This is a genomic window from Streptomyces sp. NPDC101110, assembly GCF_044759525.1.
In the GTDB taxonomy this organism is placed as follows: Bacteria; Actinomycetota; Actinomycetes; order Streptomycetales; family Streptomycetaceae; genus Streptomyces.
In genome coordinates, this window is sequence record NZ_JBIVZM010000001.1 from 24822 (window position 1) to 42267 (window position 17446).

Genomic DNA, 17446 nt, shown 5'->3' on the forward strand with positions numbered 1-17446 from the left:
CGGGGCGGGCTCGGTGGAACTCGTGGACCAGCTCGATCCTTCCGACGATGTGGGCGTTGAACTCGTCGAGTTCCTCGGCCGGGACCCACAGTTCCAGGATGGTGCGGCCGCCGGCCTGCTGGACCGGGTGCGGGACGGGAAGCGGTGTCGACCTCGAAGCGCGTGACGTAGCCGGCGCCGTCGTGCTTGACGTTCCAGTCCCGGGCGATCTTGATGGCGTAGTCCTCGTTGCGGACCGGGTGGAAGATCGGCTGCTCGGGGAGACGGGGTGGCCGGGCGCGCCAAGGGTCGTCGTGGCTCGGCTTGCGTTCGGCACGGGCACCATCAAATCAGTTGGGACGTTCAGTTATTGATTGTCCGTTAGGTTGTTGACCGTCGCAGTGGTTGTTGGTTGAACTACACACTCTTCAGGGAGACGTCCATGCCCGGTGACGCCCTCAGCCAGGATCCCGCTGAGCTGCAGAGGAGGATCGACAGCAGCAAGGCACATCCGGCACGGGTCTACGACGTCTTCCTCGGCGGCAAGGACCACTACCCCGCCGACCGGGACGCGGCCGCCGCCGCGCTGGCCGCCAACCCGCGCGGGTACCTCGACGTACGGCACAACCGCGACTTCCTCCGGCGTGCCGTGACCACGCTCGTGGAGCAGGACGGCATGCGGCAGTTCCTCGACATCGGCACCGGGCTTCCGACGGCCGAGAACGTGCACCAGATCGCGCAGCGCGTCACACCCGAGTCGCGGGTCGTGTACGTCGACAACGACCCCGTGGTGCTCGCGCACGCCCGCGCCCTGCTGACCAGCGGCCCCGAGGGACGCACGGACTACATCGACGCCGATCTGCGGGATCCGGACCGCATCCTCGAACAGGCCGCCAAAACACTGGACTTCGACCGGCCGGTCGCGCTCTGCCTGGTCGCGGTCCTGCACTTCGTCGCCGATGAGGAGGCCTATCCGCTGGTGAGCGGACTGCTCGGCGAACTGCCCGCCGGCAGCCGGCTGGTGCTGAGCCACCTCACCGAGGACCTCAACCCCGAGAACATCCGCGCGGTCCAACGGACCTACACCGAACGCGGCTTCACCTTCGTGCTGCGCTCACGGGCCGACGTCGAGCGGTTCTTCACGGACAGCCGGCTGGAGATCGCCGGTCCCGGAGTGGTCCCCGCGCACCGCTGGCGGCCCGACCGCGCCGCGCCCGTCCCCGAGCAGCCGGAGGAGTCCTTCCTCGCCTCGCTCGAGGAGATCGACCAGGTGCGCTACCGCGACATCAACGACGTCACGGACGCGGACATCAACGTGTACGCGGCGATCGGCGCCAAGGCGTGAGCCACATCCCCGCCGGGTGAATGCGGGGCGTCCGGATCCCGGAAACCTCCTTGTAGACGGCACGTACTTCCCTAGGCTGCGGGGCAGCAGGCGTCACCGCAGCCGAAGGAGCCGTGTCATGACCGTCGCCGAGCCCCTGCCCACCCTCACTCCCGTGCCGCCCCTGGCCGCGCGGGCGCAGGCCGTCGGCGGCTCTCCTGTACGCGACATCCTCGCCGTCACCGCCCGCCCCGAGGTGATCAACTTCGCGGGCGGGCTCCCGGCACCGGAGCTGTTCGACGCAAAGGGCATCGCCGCCGCCTACGAGGCCGTGCTCGCCGAGGCGCCCGCGCGCGCCCTGCAGTACTCCACCACCGAGGGCGAACCCGCGCTGCGGGACGCGCTCGCCGCCCGCACCACCGCGCGCGGCCTGCCGGCCGGCCCCGACGACCTGCTCGTCACCACCGGCTCCCAGCAGGCCCTTTCGCTCCTGGCCACCGCGCTCCTCGAACCCGGGGACACCGTCCTCGTCGAGAACCCCTGCTATCTGGCGGCCCTCCAGGCGTTCGGCTTCGCCGGGGCCCGGATCGTGGCCGTGCCCGGCGACGAACACGGCCTCGACCCCGGCGCCCTGGAGGAACTCGTCGTGCGCGAGCGGCCCAAGCTGCTCTACACCGTGCCCACCTTCCAGAACCCCACCGGCCGGACCCTGCCCGCAGCGCGGCGCGCCGCCGTGGCCGCCGTCGCCGCCCGGCGCGGACTGTGGATCGTCGAGGACGACCCCTACGGCGAACTGCGCTACGACGGTGAGCGCGTGCCATGGATCGCCGCCCACCCGGGCGCCGAGGACCGGACCGTGCTGCTCGGCAGCTTCTCCAAGGTCATGGCGCCCGGGCTGCGGCTGGGCTGGCTGCGGGCGCCCGGGGAGCTGCGGCGCGCCTGTGCCGTCGCCAAGCAGGCCGCCGACCTGCACACCCCGACCGTCAACCAGCTCGCCGCGGCCCGCTACCTCGCGGACAACGACCTGGACGCCCATGTCGCCCGCGTCGCCGGCGTGTACCGCGAACGCCGCGACGCGATGCTCTCCGGACTCGCCGAGGCGCTGCCCGACGGGTCGGTCTGGAACCGGCCCGAGGGCGGCATGTTCCTCTGGGCGCGTCTGCCGGAGCCGTACGACACGACGGCCCTGCTGCCCCAGGTGGTCCGGCAGGACGTCGCCTACGTCCCCGGCGCGCCCTTCTACGCCGGCCGGCCCGACCGGACGACCCTGCGGCTGTGCTTCGTGACGCAGACGCCGGACGAGATCGGCGAGGGCCTGCGCCGACTGGGCAAGGGGCTCGACCTCACCGGGAGCGCCACGCCGGCAGGTTGAGGCCGCCGACGACCCTGGCGGACAGCATGCCGTAGCGGACAGCAACCGGCCCACTTGCTCCCTGCCGTGGGGACATGGCGCAGCGCTGACGCCGGAGGGCGGCACCCCCTGGGGGAGTGCCGCCCTCCGGCTGCCGTCCGGGACAGGGTTCAGAGCCGCTCGGGCGTCCGGATGCCCAGCAGGTTCATGCCCTGGTGGAGCGTGCGCGCCGTGACGTCGCAGAGGAACAGGCGGTTCTCGACCTGCTCCGGCGTCTCGGCCTTGAGGACCGGGCACTTGTCGTAGAACGTCGTGTACAGCGACGCCAGCTGGTACAGGTACGCCGCCAGCTTGTGCGGGGCGTACTCCGTCGCCGCCTCCGACACCGTCGCCGCGAAGGAGTCCGCGTGCAGGCCCAGCGCGCGCTCCGCCTCGTGCAGCTCCAGCTCGGGGTGCGCGGCCGGGCGGGAGTCGCCGGCCTTGCGCAGGATCGACTGGATACGGGCGTAGGCGTACTGGAGGTAGACGGAGGTGTCGCCGTTGAGCGAGACCATCTGGTCCAGATCGAACTTGTAGTCGCGGTTGGCCGACGTCGACAGGTCCGCGTACTTCACCGCGCCGACGCCCACCTGGGTGCCGCGCTCGGCGATCTCCTCCTCGGAGAGGTCCTGGGCCTTCTCACGGACGACCGCCGAGGCACGGTCGATCGCCTCGTCGAGGAGGTCGACCAGGCGGACCGTCTCGCCCTCACGGGTCTTGAACGGCTTGCCGTCCTTGCCGAGGACCGTGCCGAACGCCAGCTGGTAGGCGCTCACGTCGTCGTTCAGCCAGCCCGCCTTCCGGGCCGTCTCGAAGACCATCTTGAAGTGCAGGGACTGGCGGGCGTCCACGACGTAGATGAGGCTGTCCGCCTTCAGGTTGAAGACGCGGTCGCGGATGGCCGAGAGGTCGGTCGCCGCGTAGCCGTAGCCGCCGTCCGACTTCTGCACGATCAGCGGGACCGGGTTGCCGTCCGGGCCCTTGATGTCGTCGAAGAACACGCAGAGGGCGCCCTCGGAGCGGACCGCGACGCCCGACTCCTCCAGCAGACGGCAGGTCTCGGCGAGCATGTCGTTGTAGCCCGACTCGCCGACGATGTCCGCGTCGCGGATCTCCATGTCCAGCTTCTCGAAGACGGAGAAGAAGTAGATCTTCGACTCATCGACGAACTTCTGCCACATGGCCAGGGTCTGCGGCTCGCCCGCCTGGAGGTCCACCACCCGGCGCCGGGCGCGGGTCTTGAACTCCTCGTCGGAGTCGAAGACCTTGCGGGCGGCCTTGTAGAGGCGGTCGAGGTTCGACATCGCCTCCTCGCCGGAGACCTCGTCGGCCTTGTGGTCCAGCTCGTGCGGGTGCTCCTCCAGGTACTGGATGAGCATGCCGAACTGGGTGCCCCAGTCGCCGATGTGGTGACGCCGGACCACGTTCTCGCCGGTGAACTCCAGCATCCGCGTCACCGCGTCGCCGATCACCGCGGAGCGCAGGTGACCGACGTGCATCTCCTTGGCCACGTTCGGCTGGGCGTAGTCGATGACCGTGGTGCCCGGCTGCGGGGCCGGCGGCACGCCGAGACGGCCGGTGTCGTCCGCGTAGCGCGCGGCGAGGTTGCCGGTGATCGCGCGGTCGGTGACCGTGATGTTGAGGAAGCCGGGGCCGGAGACCTCGACGTCCGCGATCAGCTCACCCGACTCGACCCCGGAGACGACCTGCGTGGCCAGCTCGCGCGGGTTGGCCTTCTCCTTCTTGGCGAGGGCCAGGATCCCGTTGGCCTGGAAGTCGGCCCGGTCGCTTCGTCGCAGCAGCGGGTCCGCGGAGCCGGCCTGCGGCAGAGCTGCCGACAGGGCCGCCGCGAGGCGCTGGTGGACGGAGTCGCTGAGGGACGTGACCGAGGCCATGGGCGAGGGTGCCGTTCTCCTAGGGGAAATCGATGGACCCGGCCAGTATCCCATGGGGGTAAAGCCGTTTTTCCGGGCGCGAGGCGGTCTGGGACAATGGTGCGGTCAGCCGTGCGACCGTACCGGCTGCCCGATGCAGAAAGAAGGACGTGCCGATCGTGGCTCAGAGCACCGAGACCACCGACTGGGTCTCCCGTTTCGCGGATGAGGTCATCGAGGAGTCGGAGCGCCGGGCCCCGGGCAAACCCGTCGTCGTCGCGTCCGGGCTCTCGCCGTCCGGCCCCATCCACCTCGGGAACCTGCGCGAGGTCATGACCCCGCACCTCGTCGCCGACGAGATCCGCCGCCGGGGCCACCGGGTGCGCCACCTGATCTCCTGGGACGACTACGACCGGTACCGCAAGGTGCCCAAGGGCATCGCCGGGGTCGACGAGGAGAGCTACCAGGAGCACATTGGCAAGCCGCTGACGTCCGTCCCGGCGCCGAAGGGCTCCTCGCACCCGAACTGGGCCGAGCACTTCAAGGCCGCGATGATCGAGTCGCTGGCCGAGCTGGGCGTGGAGTTCGACGGCATCAGCCAGACCGAGCAGTACACCTCCGGGGTGTACCGCGAGCAGATCCTGCACGCCGTCAAGCACCGCGGCGACATCGACGCGATCCTCGACCAGTACCGCACGAAGAAGGCCCCGGCCAAGAAGCAGGGGCAGAAGCCGGTCGACGAGGCCGAGCTGGAGGCCGCCGAGGGCTCCGGCGCGGCCGGTGAGGACGACGGCAGCTCCACCGCCGCCGGGTACTTCCCGTACAAGCCGTACTGCGGCAACTGCGAGAAGGACCTCACCACCGTCACCTCCTACGACGACGACTCCACCGAGCTGACGTACGCCTGCACCGCGTGCGGCTTCTCGGAGACGGTCCGGCTGGAGGAGTTCAACCGCGGCAAGCTGGTCTGGAAGGTCGACTGGCCGATGCGCTGGGCGTACGAGGGGGTCGTGTTCGAGCCCTCCGGTGTCGACCACTCCTCGCCCGGGTCGTCGTTCCAGGTCGGCGGGCAGATCGTCGGCATCTTCGGCGGGAAGCAGCCGATCGGCCCGATGTACGCCTTCGTCGGGATCTCCGGCATGGCCAAGATGTCGTCCTCCAAGGGCGGCGTGCCCACCCCGGCCGACGCGCTGCAGATCATGGAGCCGCAGCTGCTGCGCTGGCTGTACGCGCGCCGCAGGCCCAACCAGTCCTTCAAGGTCGCCTTCGACCAGGAGATCCAGCGGCTCTACGACGAGTGGGACCGGCTGGACGCCAAGGTCGCCGACGGCAGCGCCCTGCCGGCCGACGTGGCCGCGCACGCGCGTGCCGTGGGGACGGCCGCGGGTGAGCTGCCCCGGACGTCCAGGCCGCTGCCGTACCGGACGCTGGCGTCCGTCGCGGACATCACCGCCGGGCACGAGGACCAGGCGCTGCGCATCCTCAGCGAGCTCGACCCCGAGCAGCCGCTGGCCTCGCTCGACGAGGCGCGCCCGCGTTACGACAAGGCCGAGGCCTGGATCAACACGCACGTCCCCGCCGACCAGCGGACCATCGTGCGGGACGAGCCGGACGCGGAGCTGCTGAAGTCGCTCGACGAGCAGGGCCGCGAGTCGCTGCGGCTGCTGCTGGACGGGCTGGCCGACCACTGGTCGCTCGACGGACTGACGCACCTGGTGTACGGCGTGCCGAAGGTGCAGGCCGGGTTCTCCGCCGACGCCACGCCGAAGGAGCTGCCGCCGGAGATCAAGACCGCCCAGCGGTCCTTCTTCGCGCTGCTCTACCACCTGCTGGTGGGCCGCGACACCGGCCCACGCCTGCCCACGCTGCTGCTGGCGGTGGGGCAGGACCGGGTGCGGGCTCTGCTCGCGGTGTAGCGGATCCGTCGCCGTGACGACGCAAGAGGGGCCCTCGGTGAGGGCCCCTCTTCCGTCTGCGCGTGGGTGCGCCGGTGCGGATCAGGCGATGTGCTCGTCCGTCAACTCCGCGTTGAGACGGTTGGAGAAGCGATTCACCATGCGCTTGGACTCGGCCTCGTCCAGCGTGACCCCGTATGTCGCCTCGACGTCGGCGATGAACCCGCGTGGGGTGGGCGCTCCGTTCCCGCTCTTGATCGACTCACGGAAGATCTGGTAGTACGCCTCCTCGTCCGGCTCCGGCGTCGAGGGTGTGCCGCCGCCCTCCCCCAGCTCACGGGTGCGGTTGGGGCCCACCGGGATCGGGAAGCTGCCGGTGTCCTCCGGGGAGAAGCCCTCCTGCGGCCGGTCGGGATACTGCCCGGCCTGCGGGGGCTCGGCGATCCACTGGGCGTACTGGTCGGGGTCGTAGGCCGGGTCGTAACCGCCCTGGTACTCGACCTCGCGCGGGATGTTGAACCAGGGGCTCTCGTCCGCTTCGGGGTCGGGTTCGGGGTCGGGCTGCTGTGCGTAGGGGATGCCGTCGAACTCCGGACGCTGCCCGCCGCGGGGCGCCGCCGCGCGTGCCTGTGCCGCCGCCGTGGCGCGGCTGTCCGCAGCGAGGGCGGCGTCCGCCGTGAGCGCCTTCGGTTCCGCCGCGAGCGTCTTCGGCTCCGCCGCGTCCAGGGCCTGCTGCGGGACCGGGGGCAGCAGGGCCGGCTCGATGCCCGCCGCGGCCAGGCCCGCGGGGGCCGTTTCCGCCAGCGGCACGCCGTACTTCGCCAGCCGCAGCGGCATCAGCGACTCCACCGGCGCCTTCCGGCGCCAGGCCCGCCCGAAGCGGGAGCGCAGCCGGGCCTGGTAGACCAGCCGTTCCTGCTCCAGCTTGATCACCTGGTCGTAGGAGCGCAGCTCCCACAGCTTCATGCGGCGCCACAGGAGGAACGTGGGGACGGGCGACAGCAGCCAGCGCGTCAGGCGCACGCCCTCCATGTGCTTGTCGGCCGTGATGTCGGCGATCCGGCCGATCGCGTGCCGGGCCGCCTCGACCGCCACCACGAACAGCACCGGGATCACCGCGTGCATGCCCACGCCGAGCGGATCCGGCCACGCGGCCGCGCCGTTGAAGGCGATCGTGGCCGCCGTCAGCAGCCAGGCCGTCTGGCGCAGCAGCGGGAACGGGATCCTGATCCAGGTGAGGAGCAGATCCAGGGCCAGCAGGACGCAGATCCCTGCGTCGATGCCGATCGGGAAGACGTAGGAGAAGTTCCCGAAGCCCTTCTTGATGGCCAACTCGCGGACCGCCGCGTACGAACCGGCGAAGCCGATACCGGCGATGATCACGGCGCCGGCCACGACCACGCCGATGAGAACGCGGTGCATCCGAGTCAGCTGCAGTGGCGCGGCCACCCGTACTCCCCTCCCCTTGCGTGTTGTTGCGCGCAACAGGGTGGCACATGTGTACGGGGAACGGGTGGCCGGATCCCGTCGGGACTTCTCAGGGGCTGCTCAGGGGCTTCCCGGGAGCTTCTCGGAGACTTCTCAGCTCTTCGCCGCGGGCTTCTTCGACGGCGAGGCCGAGGAGTCCTTCGACGGCTCGTCGGACGCCTCCTTGGAAGCCGACTTCGAGGGCGACTTCGACGGCTGGGACGGGGCGCCGTCCGCCGTGCCGCCGCCCTTGCTGTTCGCGGCCGACACCGCCTCCACTGCCTCCTTGGCGGCCTTCTTCACGTCCTTCAGCAGGTCGCCGCCCTTCGGCGTCTTGTCACCGGCCAGGCCCGCGCCGTTGTAGTCGAGCGTGACCACGACGTTCTCGACGCGCGCCACGACCGTCTGCTGCTTGAAGGTGCCTTCCTTCTTCTTCAGGTCGTAGTGGACGGCCGTCGCCTGGTCGCCCGTACCGGCCACCGGCTCCGTCTTGACGCTCTTCGCGCCCTCGACGGTCTGCGCTTCCTGGACCTGCTTCTCGAAGTACTCCTGGGCCAGCTTGTCGGCCGGGCCGCGGGTGACGTCCGACTCGAAGCGCAGCATCGACACGTTCAGCCAGCGGAACTGCGAGCCCTTCACGCCGTTGTTGTCGAGGCTGTTCCAGGAGCAGCTGGCGCGCGTCGAGATGTCGTCCGACTTGCCCTCCTTGCCGGACTTGCTCTTCGGTACGAGGTCCGTCAGCGTCTTCTTCGGAAGCGCCTTGCACGCCTCCGGAAGCTTGCCGTACGCCGCCGCCTTCACGGTCGGTGACGGACTCGCCGACCCCGACGCCGCGGCCTCGGCGGCCTTGTCCGTGCTGTCGCCGGAGCCGGAGTCCGAGGAGCAGCCGGCGGCGACCAGCATCACGGGGACGGCGGCCGCGCAGACAAGGACGCGGCTCAGGCGCTTCGCTCGCTGGTCTCGCTCTTCTCGCTGTGCTCGTCGCTGCATGGTTCCTTCACTCATGACGCTCTTGGTTCCCTGCGGTCGGAACGGGTCCGAGTGGTCACCGTACGCGGTGAGGCAGCGGTGTGTTCTTCCTTCGCCCGCTTTGCGCGGAGCCGTGAAGGGGCCGTGAAGGGGCCTCAGTCGCCCAGTGACTCGGCCAGTTGGGAGGCCAGTTTCTGCGCCCTGTCCTGCATTTCCTTGCTGTCCGGCACGACTCCGACGGTCGCCGGCTGCTCCGCGTACTCGATGGTCACGATGACGTTGGACGTGCGGAACGCCACAGTCACCGTCCGTTGCTCGGCCGTCGAACCGGAACGGTTCAGCCCGTCGTCCAGGAACGCCTCGTCGCCGAGGTCCTCCAGTACCCGGGGCTGCAACTCGGTCGGGGTCGCGGAGGGGGACGCCGAGGGCGAGGAGGAGCCGGACGGGGCCGGGGAGCCGCTCGACGGGGCGGCCGAACCGCTCGCCGTGGCGCTGCCGGAGGGCGCCGTCTGCGTGGCGGTCGGCTCGGGCAGGTGGGCGGCGGCCTCCCGCTCCGCGAAGAGCTGCTCGGCCTGGCTGTCGTCGCTGACGGCGTTGTCGTAGGAGACGACCCGCTCGAAGTCGATCACCAGGTGGTCGGTGGCCGCCGGGGAGTCCACCTTCCAGCGGCAGCCGACCTTCCGGTCGGTGTCGAAGGTGGTCGTCGGCTCGCCCTGGTAGGCCTTCTCGCGCTGCTCCTCGTCCCTGATCTGCCGGATGCCCGGGAGTAGTTCGTCGAGGGTGCTGTCGCCGACCTCGACGCAGGGGTCGGGCAGGGTGCGGTAGCGGCCGGGTTCGGCGGCGGGTGAGGCCGTGCCGGTGTCGCCGGAGTTGGAGTCGTCCGTCGGACCGCCGTCGGCCGAGCCGCCGGTGCAGCCGGCCAGGACCGCCGCGAGGAGCACGGCGATACCGGGCACGCACGCCTTTCGTTGCACGTGGTGGCTCCTCTCGACACGGATATTGGCTTGCCGCCGTACAGCGGGCGATGGACACAATGTGTATCGCACGCACTGCCGTGGACGCCGGTCCGATTTCCTTTTCGTCGACCTTGGCTCCGGTATTTGCTGTTGAAGACTTCTGTTCGGTTACGGGGGATTGAGGACGCTATGTCGTATGTAGAGATACCGGGTGCGAAGGTACCGATCCGGATGTGGACCGACCCGGCGTCGGTCGAGGGCTCGGCGCTCCAGCAGCTCCAGAACGTCGCCACGCTGCCGTGGATCAAGGGCCTGGCCGTGATGCCCGACGTGCACTACGGCAAGGGCGCGACGGTCGGTTCGGTCATCGCCATGCAGGGTGCGGTGTGCCCGGCGGCGGTGGGTGTCGACATCGGCTGTGGGATGTCGGCGGTGAAGACGTCCCTGACGGCGAACGACCTGCCCGGCGACCTGTCCCGGCTGCGGTCGAGGATCGAGCAGGTGATTCCGGTGGGGCGGGGGATGCATGACGACCCGGTGGACCCGGGGCGGTTCCACGGGCTGGCCACCGCGGGGTGGGACGACTTCTGGTCGCGGTTCGGCGGGGTGGCGGAAGCGGTCAAGTTCCGTCAGGAACGTGCCACCAAGCAGATGGGAACGCTCGGCGGAGGCAATCACTTTGTCGAGGTGTGCACGGATACGACCGGATCTGTCTGGCTGATGCTGCACTCCGGTTCCCGGAACATCGGCAAGGAACTCGCCGAGCACCACATCGGCGTGGCCCAGAAGCTCCCGCACAACCAGGGGCTGGTCGACCGCGACCTCGCGGTGTTCGTCGCGGACACCCCGCAGATGGCGGCGTACCGCAACGACCTGTTCTGGGCGCAGGAGTACGCCAAGTACAACCGCTCGATCATGATGGCGCTCCTGAAGGACGTGGTCCGCAAGGAGTTCAAGAAGGCCAGGCCCACCTTCGAGCCGGAGATCAGCGCGCACCACAACTACGTGGCCGAGGAGCGTTACGACGGGATGGACCTGCTCGTGACCCGCAAGGGCGCGATCCGGGCCGGCTCCGGCGAGTACGGGATCATCCCGGGCTCCATGGGCACGGGTTCGTACATCGTGAAGGGTCTCGGCAACGCCAAGTCCTTCAACTCGGCCTCGCACGGCGCGGGCCGGCGCATGAGCCGCAACGCGGCCAAGCGCCGGTTCACCACGGCGGACCTGGAGCAGCAGACCCAGGGCGTGGAGTGCCGCAAGGACTCCGGCGTCGTCGACGAGATCCCCGGCGCCTACAAGCCGATCGAGCAGGTCATCGACCAGCAGCGCGACCTGGTGGAGGTCGTGGCGCGGATCAAGCAGGTCGTCTGCGTGAAGGGCTGACCGGACGGCTCTGCGCCGCTCGGTGCACCGGACGGCTCTGCGCCGCTCGGTGCACCGGACGGCTCTGCGCCGCTCGGTGCACCGGACGGCTCTGCGCCTCCCGGCGCCCCTTCCGGCTCTAGGGCTCCCGGTGCACCTTCGTGTTCGACGCCTGGGCTCGGGGGCGCAGGACCAGGAGGTCGACGTTGACGTGGGCGGGGCGGGTGATCGCCCACGTGATCGTTTCGGCGACGTCGTCGGCCGTGAGAGGGTCGGCGACGCCCTGGTAGACCTTGGCCGCCTTCTCCTCGTCGCCGCCGAAGCGGGTCAGGGCGAACTCGTCGGTCTTGACCATGCCGGGGGCGATCTCGATCACGCGGACCGGCTGTCCGACGATCTCCAGGCGCAGGGTCTCGGCGAGGACGTGGGCGCCGTGCTTGGCGGCGACGTAGCCTCCGCCGCCCTCATATGTGCCGTGCCCGGCCGTGGAGGAGACGACCACGACCGTGCCGTCGCCGCTCGCGATCAGCTTGGGCAGCAGGGCCTGGGTGAGGTTGAGGGTGCCGAGGACGTTCGTCTCGTACATCCGGCGCCAGTCCTCCGGGTCGCCGGTGGCGACCGGGTCGGCGCCGAGCGCGCCGCCCGCGTTGTTGACCAGCACGCCGATGGTCTTGAAGGCCGTGGCGAACTCGTCGACGGCCGCGCGGTCCGTGACGTCGAGGGCGTACGCCGTGGCCTGGTGGCCCGCCTTGGTGATCTCCTCGGCCAGGGCCTCTATGCGGTCCTTGCGGCGCGCGGTGAGGACGACGCGGTAGCCCGCCGCGGCGAGTTGCCGGGCCGTGGCGGCGCCGATTCCGCTGCTCGCACCCGTGACGACGGCGATGCGGGAGGCTGCGGGCGGTGCGGCGGTGGCCATGGGAGCTCCTCGGGTGGGTGGCTGGCCGGCGTCTGCGCCGGGCTTGCGGCCAGGATAGAAGGGGGCCTCGGTGGGAGAATGAGGCTGGGTGATTCCCTGTTTCTCCGGGAGGTGGATCATGGGTGAGGCACGTGAGGTCATGGACCGGCTCACCGACGCGGTCACCGGGCACGCCGATCTCAAGGTCGTCGCCGATCTGTACGCCGAGGACGCGGTCGCCTTCACTCCCGACGAGGGCGAGCTGCGCGGGCGCGACGCCATCGTCGACTACTGGCGGACCATGACGGAGGCGGTTCCCGAGGCGACGTTCCAGCCGCTGCACTCCTACGAGGCCGGTGACACGGCCATCGACGAGGGCGTCTACCACGGGCGGAACACCGGGCCGCTGGAGCTGCCCAACGGGGAGACACTGCCGCCGACGCAGAAGGAGATCCGGATCCGCGGGGTGGACATCGCCACCGTCAAGGGCGGGCGGATCGTCGACTACCGGCTGTACTTCGACGAGATGGACTTCCTGGGGCAGCTGGGCCTGCTGCCGCCCGACGAGCCGTTCTGAACGCGCCCGGGGCGGGGGTCAGTGCCCTCGCGGGGCGTACATGATGACGGCCATGCCCGCGAGGCAGACCAGCGCGCCCGTCACGTCCCAGCGGTCCGGGCGGTAGCCGTCGGCGACCACGCCCCACAGGATCGAACCGGCGACGAAGATCCCGCCGTACGCGGCGAGGACACGGCCGAAGTGGGCGTCGGGCTGGAACGTGGCGACGAAGCCGTAGGCGCCGAGGGCGAGGACGCCGCCGGCCGCCCAGAGCCAGCCCTTGTTCTCGCGCATGCCCTGCCAGACGAGCCAGGCGCCGCCGATCTCCAGCAGCGCGGCGAGCACGAAGAGGGCGGCGGAGCGGAGCACGGACATGGCGGCCAGCTTCGCATGCCCGGCCTGCTCCCGTGACGTCGGCGTCAGGCGTCGGCGGCCTCGGCGTCGTAGCGTTCGCGGGCCTCGGCGACCTCGTCGAAGTGGTTCTCCGCCCAGTCCTTCACGGCGGTCAGGAGCCGGGCGAGGTTGTGGCCCAGGGGGGTGAGTTCGTAGTCGACGCGGACCGGGACGGACGGGGTGACGGTGCGGCTGAGGAGGCCGTCGCGTTCCAGTGTGCGCAGGGTCTGGGTGAGCATTTTGGGGCTGACCCCGGCGATCTTGCGACCGAGGTCGCTGTAGCGCAGGGGGCCCTGGGTGAGGGCGGCCACGACCAGGCTGACCCACTTGTCGCTGATGCGGTCCAGGAGCTGGTTGGTGGGGCAGCTCTTGAGGAACGCGTCGTACTCGACGCGGGCCTGTTCGCGCCGCTGGGCCGCCGTCATGGTCGGCATGGCTCACCTCCGGGGTACATACGCACTCGCAGGTAACTACTTACCGATGGATAGTAACTCTTCCTAGTGTTGCTCGCATGGCCGGGAGGACGTCCCGGACGACGGCAATCCAAGGAGCGTCGCTGTGCGTGCTGTAGTGGTCAATTCGTTCGGTGGGCCGGAGGTCGTGGAGGTCGTGGAGACCGCTGTGCCCGAGCCGGGTGAGCGTGAGGTGCGGATCAAGGTGTCGGCCGCATCGCTGAATCCCGTGGACGCGGGGGTGCGGGCCGGTGTGTTCGGGGGTGCGGGCAAGCGGATCGGGCTGGGCTGGGACGTCGCGGGGACGGTGGACGCGGTGGGGCCGGCCGGTTCGTGGAGCGTCGGGGACGAGGTGGTGGCGCTCCACTACGGCATGGTCAAGCCGTTGGGCACCCACGCCGAGTACGTCGTCGTGGACACGGATGCCGTGGCCCCGGCCCCCGCCTCGGTGGACGCGGTGCACGGGGCGACCCTGCCGCTGAACGCGCTGACCGCCGTGCAGGCCCTGGACCTGCTGGAACTGACGCCGGAGCGGTCGCTGCTGGTGACGGGTGCTGCCGGGGCGGTCGGCGGATACGCCGTCCGGCTCGCCGCGCACCGGGGGATACCGGTGGCCGGTCTGGCGCGGGAGGGGGACGAGGCGTTCGTAAGGTCCCTGGGGGCCGGGCGTTTCGTCAGCGGCGACGTGGCGGGCCTCGATTTCGACGCGGTGCTGGACGCCGCCGTGCTCGGTGAGCCGGCCCTGGCGGCGGTGCGTGACGGGGGCCGGTACATCGGTGTCATCCCGCAGGCGGAACCCACCTCGGTCCGCGGGGTGCGGACGGGCGCGGTCGAGGTGAGCGCGGACGGGGCGCAGCTGGCGGAGCTGGTGCGGCTGGTGGACAAGGGGGTGCTGACGACCCGGGTGGCCGAGACGTTCGCCCTGGAGGATGCCGCCAAGGCGCATGCCCGGCTCGACGGGGGCGGCGTGCGGGGGCGGCTGGTGCTGGTGCCCTAGCCGGGTGCGGGCACCTCCCGTACCGCGGCAGGCGACGTCTGCCCGTGAAGGGGCGGCGTCTGCCCGTGAAGGGGCGGCGTCCGGTGCGGTGAGAGGGCGTGCCGGGCGTCGCGGGTGCGGTGAGAGGGTTGGCCGGGCGTCGCGGGTGCGGTGAGAGGGTGGGCCGGGCGTCGCGGCGGGGCGAACGCTGCCTGCCGCGGTATCAGGGCCCGGCGCGTCCGGCCCGGGCCGCCGTCGCGTATGCCGTGGGCGGCACCCCCACCGTCGCTGTGAAGTCCCGTACCAGGTGGGCCTGGTCGGCGTAGCCGAGGTCGGCGGCGAGGGCGGCCCAGTCGATGTCGTCGCGGGTGCCGGCCTGTTCCAGGGCCTCGTGGATGCGGTAGCGGAGGATGACCCACTTGGGACTCACCCCCACCCACGTGGCGAACAGCCGTTGCAGGGCCCGCACCGACAGGCCCCGGTCGCGGGCGAGGTCGCCGACGCGGCGCACGCCGCGATCCGTACGGACGCGCCGGACGAGGTCGATCGCGAGGTCGGCCTGCGGGTCGGGGACGCAGGGCAGGGAGAGCAGAAAGGCGTCCAGGGCGGCCACCCGGTCCCGGTCGCCGGCCGCGGTGACGACCGAGCGGGCGGTGTCGCCGGTGATCAGCGGGAACACCTCCCGGGCGGGCAGCGCGCGGCCCGTCCACCGGGAGACGGGGTCTTCGGGGGCGTACGGCCGGAAGCCGCCGGGGCGGAACTTCGCCCCGCAGACGCGGCCCCGCCCGGTCAGCTTCCTGGTGTAGAGGCCGAGGGCGACGCCGGTGACCTCGGCGTACGGCGGCCCCTCGTCCTCGTCCCACTGGAAGGTGAGGTTGACGCAGGGGTGCGGGACGACGTGGGAGGCGTAGGGCGCGGGCAGGTCCCAGTCGATCAGCCAGTACCACTCGACGTACCGGCGCAGCGGCGCGGCGGGCTCGTGACGGCGGAACCGCACGCGGTCCAGCAGCCCGGACGGGTCGACGATCCCGCGGGTGTCGTGGCGGGGTGCCTCCATGGCCGGATCGTACGTCGCGTTTCTTCAAGATGGGCGGCTCGGGCCCCGCCTACGGTCGGGGTATGGACACGAATGCGGTGAGGACGTACGGCATCGGTGAGCTGCTGGCCCTGGCGAGGGAGCGGGCGGTGCCGGTGGTGCGGGGGATCCCGGACGCGGCGCTCGACGCTCCGACGCCCTGCGCCGAGTACGACGTGCGGGCCCTCGTCGGTCATCTCTTCCAGGTGGTCGTGCAGTTCCAGCGGCTGGCCGCGAAGGAGGCGTCGGCCTTCGGCGAGGCGGCCGACATGGTCGCCGAGAGCCCCGACTGGCGGGAACGACTGGTGCGGGAGACGGACCGGCTCGTGGCGGCCTGGTCCGCGCCCGGTGCCGAGGAGGGCACCACCGGCGCCATGGACATGCCCGCGCGGCTAGTCGGCTCGATGGCGCTGCTGGATCTGACGGTGCACGTGTGGGACCTGGCGAGGGCGACGGGCCAGGATTTCCCGGCCGCCGACGAGGCGGTCGTGGCCGAGCTGGCCGGTGCGGTCGAGGAGCTCGGGCCGATGGCGCGCAGGACGGGCGTGTTCGGGGAACCCGTGCCGGAGGGCGAGGGCGCGTCGGCCTTCGAGCGGCTGCTCGCCAGGACCGGCCGGGCCCCCTCCTGGGAATAGGCGCACGTGGGCCGCGGTTCTCCGGGTATGGTTGAATAGTAAACAACCTGGAGGGTGAGCGACCATGCAGTTCGGGATCTTCAGCGTCGGCGACGTCACGCCCGACCCCACCACCGGCCGGACGCCCACGGAACGCGAGCGCATCAAGGCCATGGTGGCCATCGCGCTGAAGGCCGAGGAGGTGGGCCTCGACGTGTTCGCGACCGGTGAGCACCACAACCCGCCGTTCGTGCCCTCGTCCCCCACCACGATGCTCGGCTACGTCGCGGCCCGCACCGAGCGGCTGATCCTCTCCACGGCCACCACCCTGATCACCACCAACGACCCGGTGAAGATCGCCGAGGACTTCGCGATGCTCCAGCACCTGGCCGACGGCCGGGTCGACCTGATGCTGGGCCGCGGGAACACCGGCCCGGTCTACCCCTGGTTCGGGCAGGACATCCGGCAGGGCATCAACCTCGCCGTCGAGAACTACGCCCTGCTCCACCGCCTGTGGCGCGAGGACGTCGTCGACTGGGAGGGGAAGTTCCGCACGCCCCTCCAGGGCTTCACGGCCACGCCCCGCCCGCTGGACGGCGTACCGCCGTTCGTCTGGCACGGCTCGATCCGCTCCCCGGAGATCGCCGAGCAGGCCGCGTTCTACGGTGACGGCTTCTTCCACAACAACATCTTCTGGCCGGCCGACCACACCAAGCGCATGGTCGAGCTGTACCGCGAGCGGTACGCGCACTACGGGCACGGCACTCCCGAGCAGGCGATCGTCGGACTCGGCGGGCACGTGTTCATGCGGAAGAACGCCCAGGACGCGGTGCGCGAGTTCCGCCCCTACTTCGACGTCGCCCCGGTGTACGGGCACGGCCCGTCGCTGGAGGACTTCACGGAGCGGACGCCGCTGACCGTGGGCTCCCCGCAGCAGGTCATCGAGAAGACCCTGGCCTTCCGCGACTACGCGGGGGACTACCAGCGCCAGCTGTTCCTGATCGACCACGCCGGGCTGCCGCTCAAGACCGTGCTGGAGCAGATCGACCTGCTCGGCGAGGAGGTCGTGCCGGTCCTGCGCAAGGAGTTCGCCGTGGACCGCCCGGCGGACGTCCCGGACGCCCCGACACACACGGCCCGGCTCGCCCGGTCCCGAGGGTGAGGGGACGGCAGGGCCCGGCCGCGAGGCTGCCCGGCCCGGTGAGAGCCGAGTAAGAAGGACGCCCCGGCGCAGCGCATACGGTCCCCGGCGCCGGGCGGCTTGGCACA

At 71.0% G+C, this 17446-nt stretch carries 16 protein-coding genes and 1 pseudogene; 8 read left to right on the forward strand and 9 right to left on the reverse strand.

Features of this window, described 5'->3' with window-relative positions:
* Nucleotides 1-16: 16 nt before the first annotated feature.
* Nucleotides 17-284: pseudogene (locus tag ACIQU3_RS00115) on the reverse strand (hypothetical protein); the annotation flags it as partial.
* Between the two features lie 137 nt (nt 285-421).
* On the opposite strand from ACIQU3_RS00115, the gene ACIQU3_RS00120 reads away from it, so the two are divergent.
* On the forward strand, nt 422-1324 hold the full coding sequence (locus ACIQU3_RS00120; protein ID WP_403922853.1) for an SAM-dependent methyltransferase: 903 nt from the start codon (nt 422-424) through the stop codon (nt 1322-1324).
* A 118-nt stretch (nt 1325-1442) separates the two neighbouring features.
* A complete protein-coding gene (locus tag ACIQU3_RS00125) occupies nt 1443-2675 on the forward strand; it encodes a PLP-dependent aminotransferase family protein (RefSeq protein ID WP_403922855.1) in 1233 nt (410 codons plus the stop codon).
* A 149-nt stretch (nt 2676-2824) separates the two neighbouring features.
* Here ACIQU3_RS00125 and argS read toward each other — a convergent pair whose 3' ends face one another.
* A complete protein-coding gene (argS, locus tag ACIQU3_RS00130) occupies nt 2825-4588 on the reverse strand; it encodes an arginine--tRNA ligase (RefSeq protein WP_403723793.1) in 1764 nt (587 codons plus the stop codon).
* Nucleotides 4589-4737: 149 nt separating this feature from the next.
* Between argS and lysS the strand changes: the two genes are divergently transcribed.
* Entirely contained in the window at nt 4738-6483 is a 1746-nt protein-coding gene (lysS, locus tag ACIQU3_RS00135; RefSeq protein WP_403723796.1) for a lysine--tRNA ligase, read from the forward strand.
* 81 nt (nt 6484-6564) lie between these two features.
* Here the strand turns inward: lysS and ACIQU3_RS00140 are convergent, their stop codons facing one another.
* From ACIQU3_RS00140 to ACIQU3_RS00150, 3 genes are all read right to left on the reverse strand, one after another.
* On the reverse strand, nt 6565-7911 hold the full coding sequence (locus ACIQU3_RS00140; RefSeq protein ID WP_403723800.1) for a DUF2637 domain-containing protein: 1347 nt from the start codon (nt 7909-7911) through the stop codon (nt 6565-6567).
* 132 nt (nt 7912-8043) lie between these two features.
* On the reverse strand, nt 8044-8934 hold the full coding sequence (locus ACIQU3_RS00145) for a DUF3558 family protein (RefSeq protein ID WP_403922856.1): 891 nt from the start codon (nt 8932-8934) through the stop codon (nt 8044-8046).
* A gap of 119 nt (nt 8935-9053) precedes the next feature.
* Nucleotides 9054-9872 (reverse strand): DUF3558 domain-containing protein, encoded by an 819-nt coding sequence (locus ACIQU3_RS00150; protein ID WP_403922857.1) that lies wholly within the window; start codon nt 9870-9872, stop codon nt 9054-9056.
* Nucleotides 9873-10043: 171 nt separating this feature from the next.
* Between ACIQU3_RS00150 and ACIQU3_RS00155 the strand changes: the two genes are divergently transcribed.
* Complete coding sequence (locus tag ACIQU3_RS00155; protein ID WP_403723809.1) at nt 10044-11237, forward strand: RtcB family protein; 1194 nt, start codon at nt 10044-10046, stop codon at nt 11235-11237.
* A gap of 118 nt (nt 11238-11355) precedes the next feature.
* Here ACIQU3_RS00155 and ACIQU3_RS00160 read toward each other — a convergent pair whose 3' ends face one another.
* On the reverse strand, nt 11356-12132 hold the full coding sequence (locus tag ACIQU3_RS00160) for an SDR family NAD(P)-dependent oxidoreductase (protein ID WP_403723812.1): 777 nt from the start codon (nt 12130-12132) through the stop codon (nt 11356-11358).
* Between the two features lie 118 nt (nt 12133-12250).
* Between ACIQU3_RS00160 and ACIQU3_RS00165 the strand changes: the two genes are divergently transcribed.
* Nucleotides 12251-12688 carry an ester cyclase gene (locus ACIQU3_RS00165; RefSeq protein ID WP_403723815.1) on the forward strand — a complete coding sequence of 146 codons (438 nt, stop codon included), beginning with the start codon at nt 12251-12253 and terminating at the stop codon, nt 12686-12688.
* Nucleotides 12689-12706: 18 nt separating this feature from the next.
* Here the strand turns inward: ACIQU3_RS00165 and ACIQU3_RS00170 are convergent, their stop codons facing one another.
* Nucleotides 12707-13042, reverse strand: coding sequence for a YnfA family protein (locus tag ACIQU3_RS00170; RefSeq protein WP_403723818.1), 336 nt, complete (start codon nt 13040-13042; stop codon nt 12707-12709).
* A gap of 44 nt (nt 13043-13086) precedes the next feature.
* Nucleotides 13087-13494 (reverse strand): winged helix-turn-helix transcriptional regulator, encoded by a 408-nt coding sequence (locus ACIQU3_RS00175; RefSeq protein ID WP_403723821.1) that lies wholly within the window; start codon nt 13492-13494, stop codon nt 13087-13089.
* 124 nt (nt 13495-13618) lie between these two features.
* Here ACIQU3_RS00175 and ACIQU3_RS00180 point away from each other — a divergent pair, with 124 nt between their 5' ends.
* The gene (locus tag ACIQU3_RS00180) at nt 13619-14509 is read left to right on the forward strand and encodes an NADP-dependent oxidoreductase (protein WP_403723824.1); all 891 of its coding nucleotides are present in this window, start codon (nt 13619-13621) and stop codon (nt 14507-14509) included.
* A 202-nt stretch (nt 14510-14711) separates the two neighbouring features.
* Here the strand turns inward: ACIQU3_RS00180 and ACIQU3_RS00185 are convergent, their stop codons facing one another.
* Nucleotides 14712-15545 carry a DUF6597 domain-containing transcriptional factor gene (locus ACIQU3_RS00185; RefSeq protein WP_403723827.1) on the reverse strand — a complete coding sequence of 278 codons (834 nt, stop codon included), beginning with the start codon at nt 15543-15545 and terminating at the stop codon, nt 14712-14714.
* A 62-nt stretch (nt 15546-15607) separates the two neighbouring features.
* Between ACIQU3_RS00185 and ACIQU3_RS00190 the strand changes: the two genes are divergently transcribed.
* Nucleotides 15608-16198, forward strand: coding sequence for a TIGR03086 family metal-binding protein (locus tag ACIQU3_RS00190; protein ID WP_403922858.1), 591 nt, complete (start codon nt 15608-15610; stop codon nt 16196-16198).
* Between the two features lie 64 nt (nt 16199-16262).
* Nucleotides 16263-17339 (forward strand): LLM class flavin-dependent oxidoreductase, encoded by a 1077-nt coding sequence (locus tag ACIQU3_RS00195; protein ID WP_403922859.1) that lies wholly within the window; start codon nt 16263-16265, stop codon nt 17337-17339.
* Nucleotides 17340-17446 lie beyond the last annotated feature (107 nt).

Bases quoted from the DNA above. Each gene is read 5' to 3' on its own strand.
- ACIQU3_RS00170 (WP_403723818.1), bottom strand. From the start codon at position 13,042: ATGTCCGTGCTCCGCTCCGCCGCCCTCTTCGTGCTCGCCGCGCTGCTG.
- ACIQU3_RS00185 (WP_403723827.1), bottom strand. From the start codon at position 15,545: ATGGAGGCACCCCGCCACGACACCCGCGGGATCGTCGACCCGTCCGGG.
- ACIQU3_RS00190 (WP_403922858.1), top strand. From the start codon at position 15,608: ATGGACACGAATGCGGTGAGGACGTACGGCATCGGTGAGCTGCTGGCC.
- ACIQU3_RS00120 (WP_403922853.1), top strand. From the start codon at position 422: ATGCCCGGTGACGCCCTCAGCCAGGATCCCGCTGAGCTGCAGAGGAGG.
- argS (WP_403723793.1), bottom strand. From the start codon at position 4,588: ATGGCCTCGGTCACGTCCCTCAGCGACTCCGTCCACCAGCGCCTCGCG.
- ACIQU3_RS00155 (WP_403723809.1), top strand. From the start codon at position 10,044: ATGTCGTATGTAGAGATACCGGGTGCGAAGGTACCGATCCGGATGTGG.
- ACIQU3_RS00160 (WP_403723812.1), bottom strand. From the start codon at position 12,132: ATGGCCACCGCCGCACCGCCCGCAGCCTCCCGCATCGCCGTCGTCACG.
- ACIQU3_RS00145 (WP_403922856.1), bottom strand. From the start codon at position 8,934: ATGAGTGAAGGAACCATGCAGCGACGAGCACAGCGAGAAGAGCGAGAC.
- ACIQU3_RS00195 (WP_403922859.1), top strand. From the start codon at position 16,263: ATGCAGTTCGGGATCTTCAGCGTCGGCGACGTCACGCCCGACCCCACC.
- ACIQU3_RS00165 (WP_403723815.1), top strand. From the start codon at position 12,251: ATGGGTGAGGCACGTGAGGTCATGGACCGGCTCACCGACGCGGTCACC.
- ACIQU3_RS00125 (WP_403922855.1), top strand. From the start codon at position 1,443: ATGACCGTCGCCGAGCCCCTGCCCACCCTCACTCCCGTGCCGCCCCTG.
- ACIQU3_RS00175 (WP_403723821.1), bottom strand. From the start codon at position 13,494: ATGCCGACCATGACGGCGGCCCAGCGGCGCGAACAGGCCCGCGTCGAG.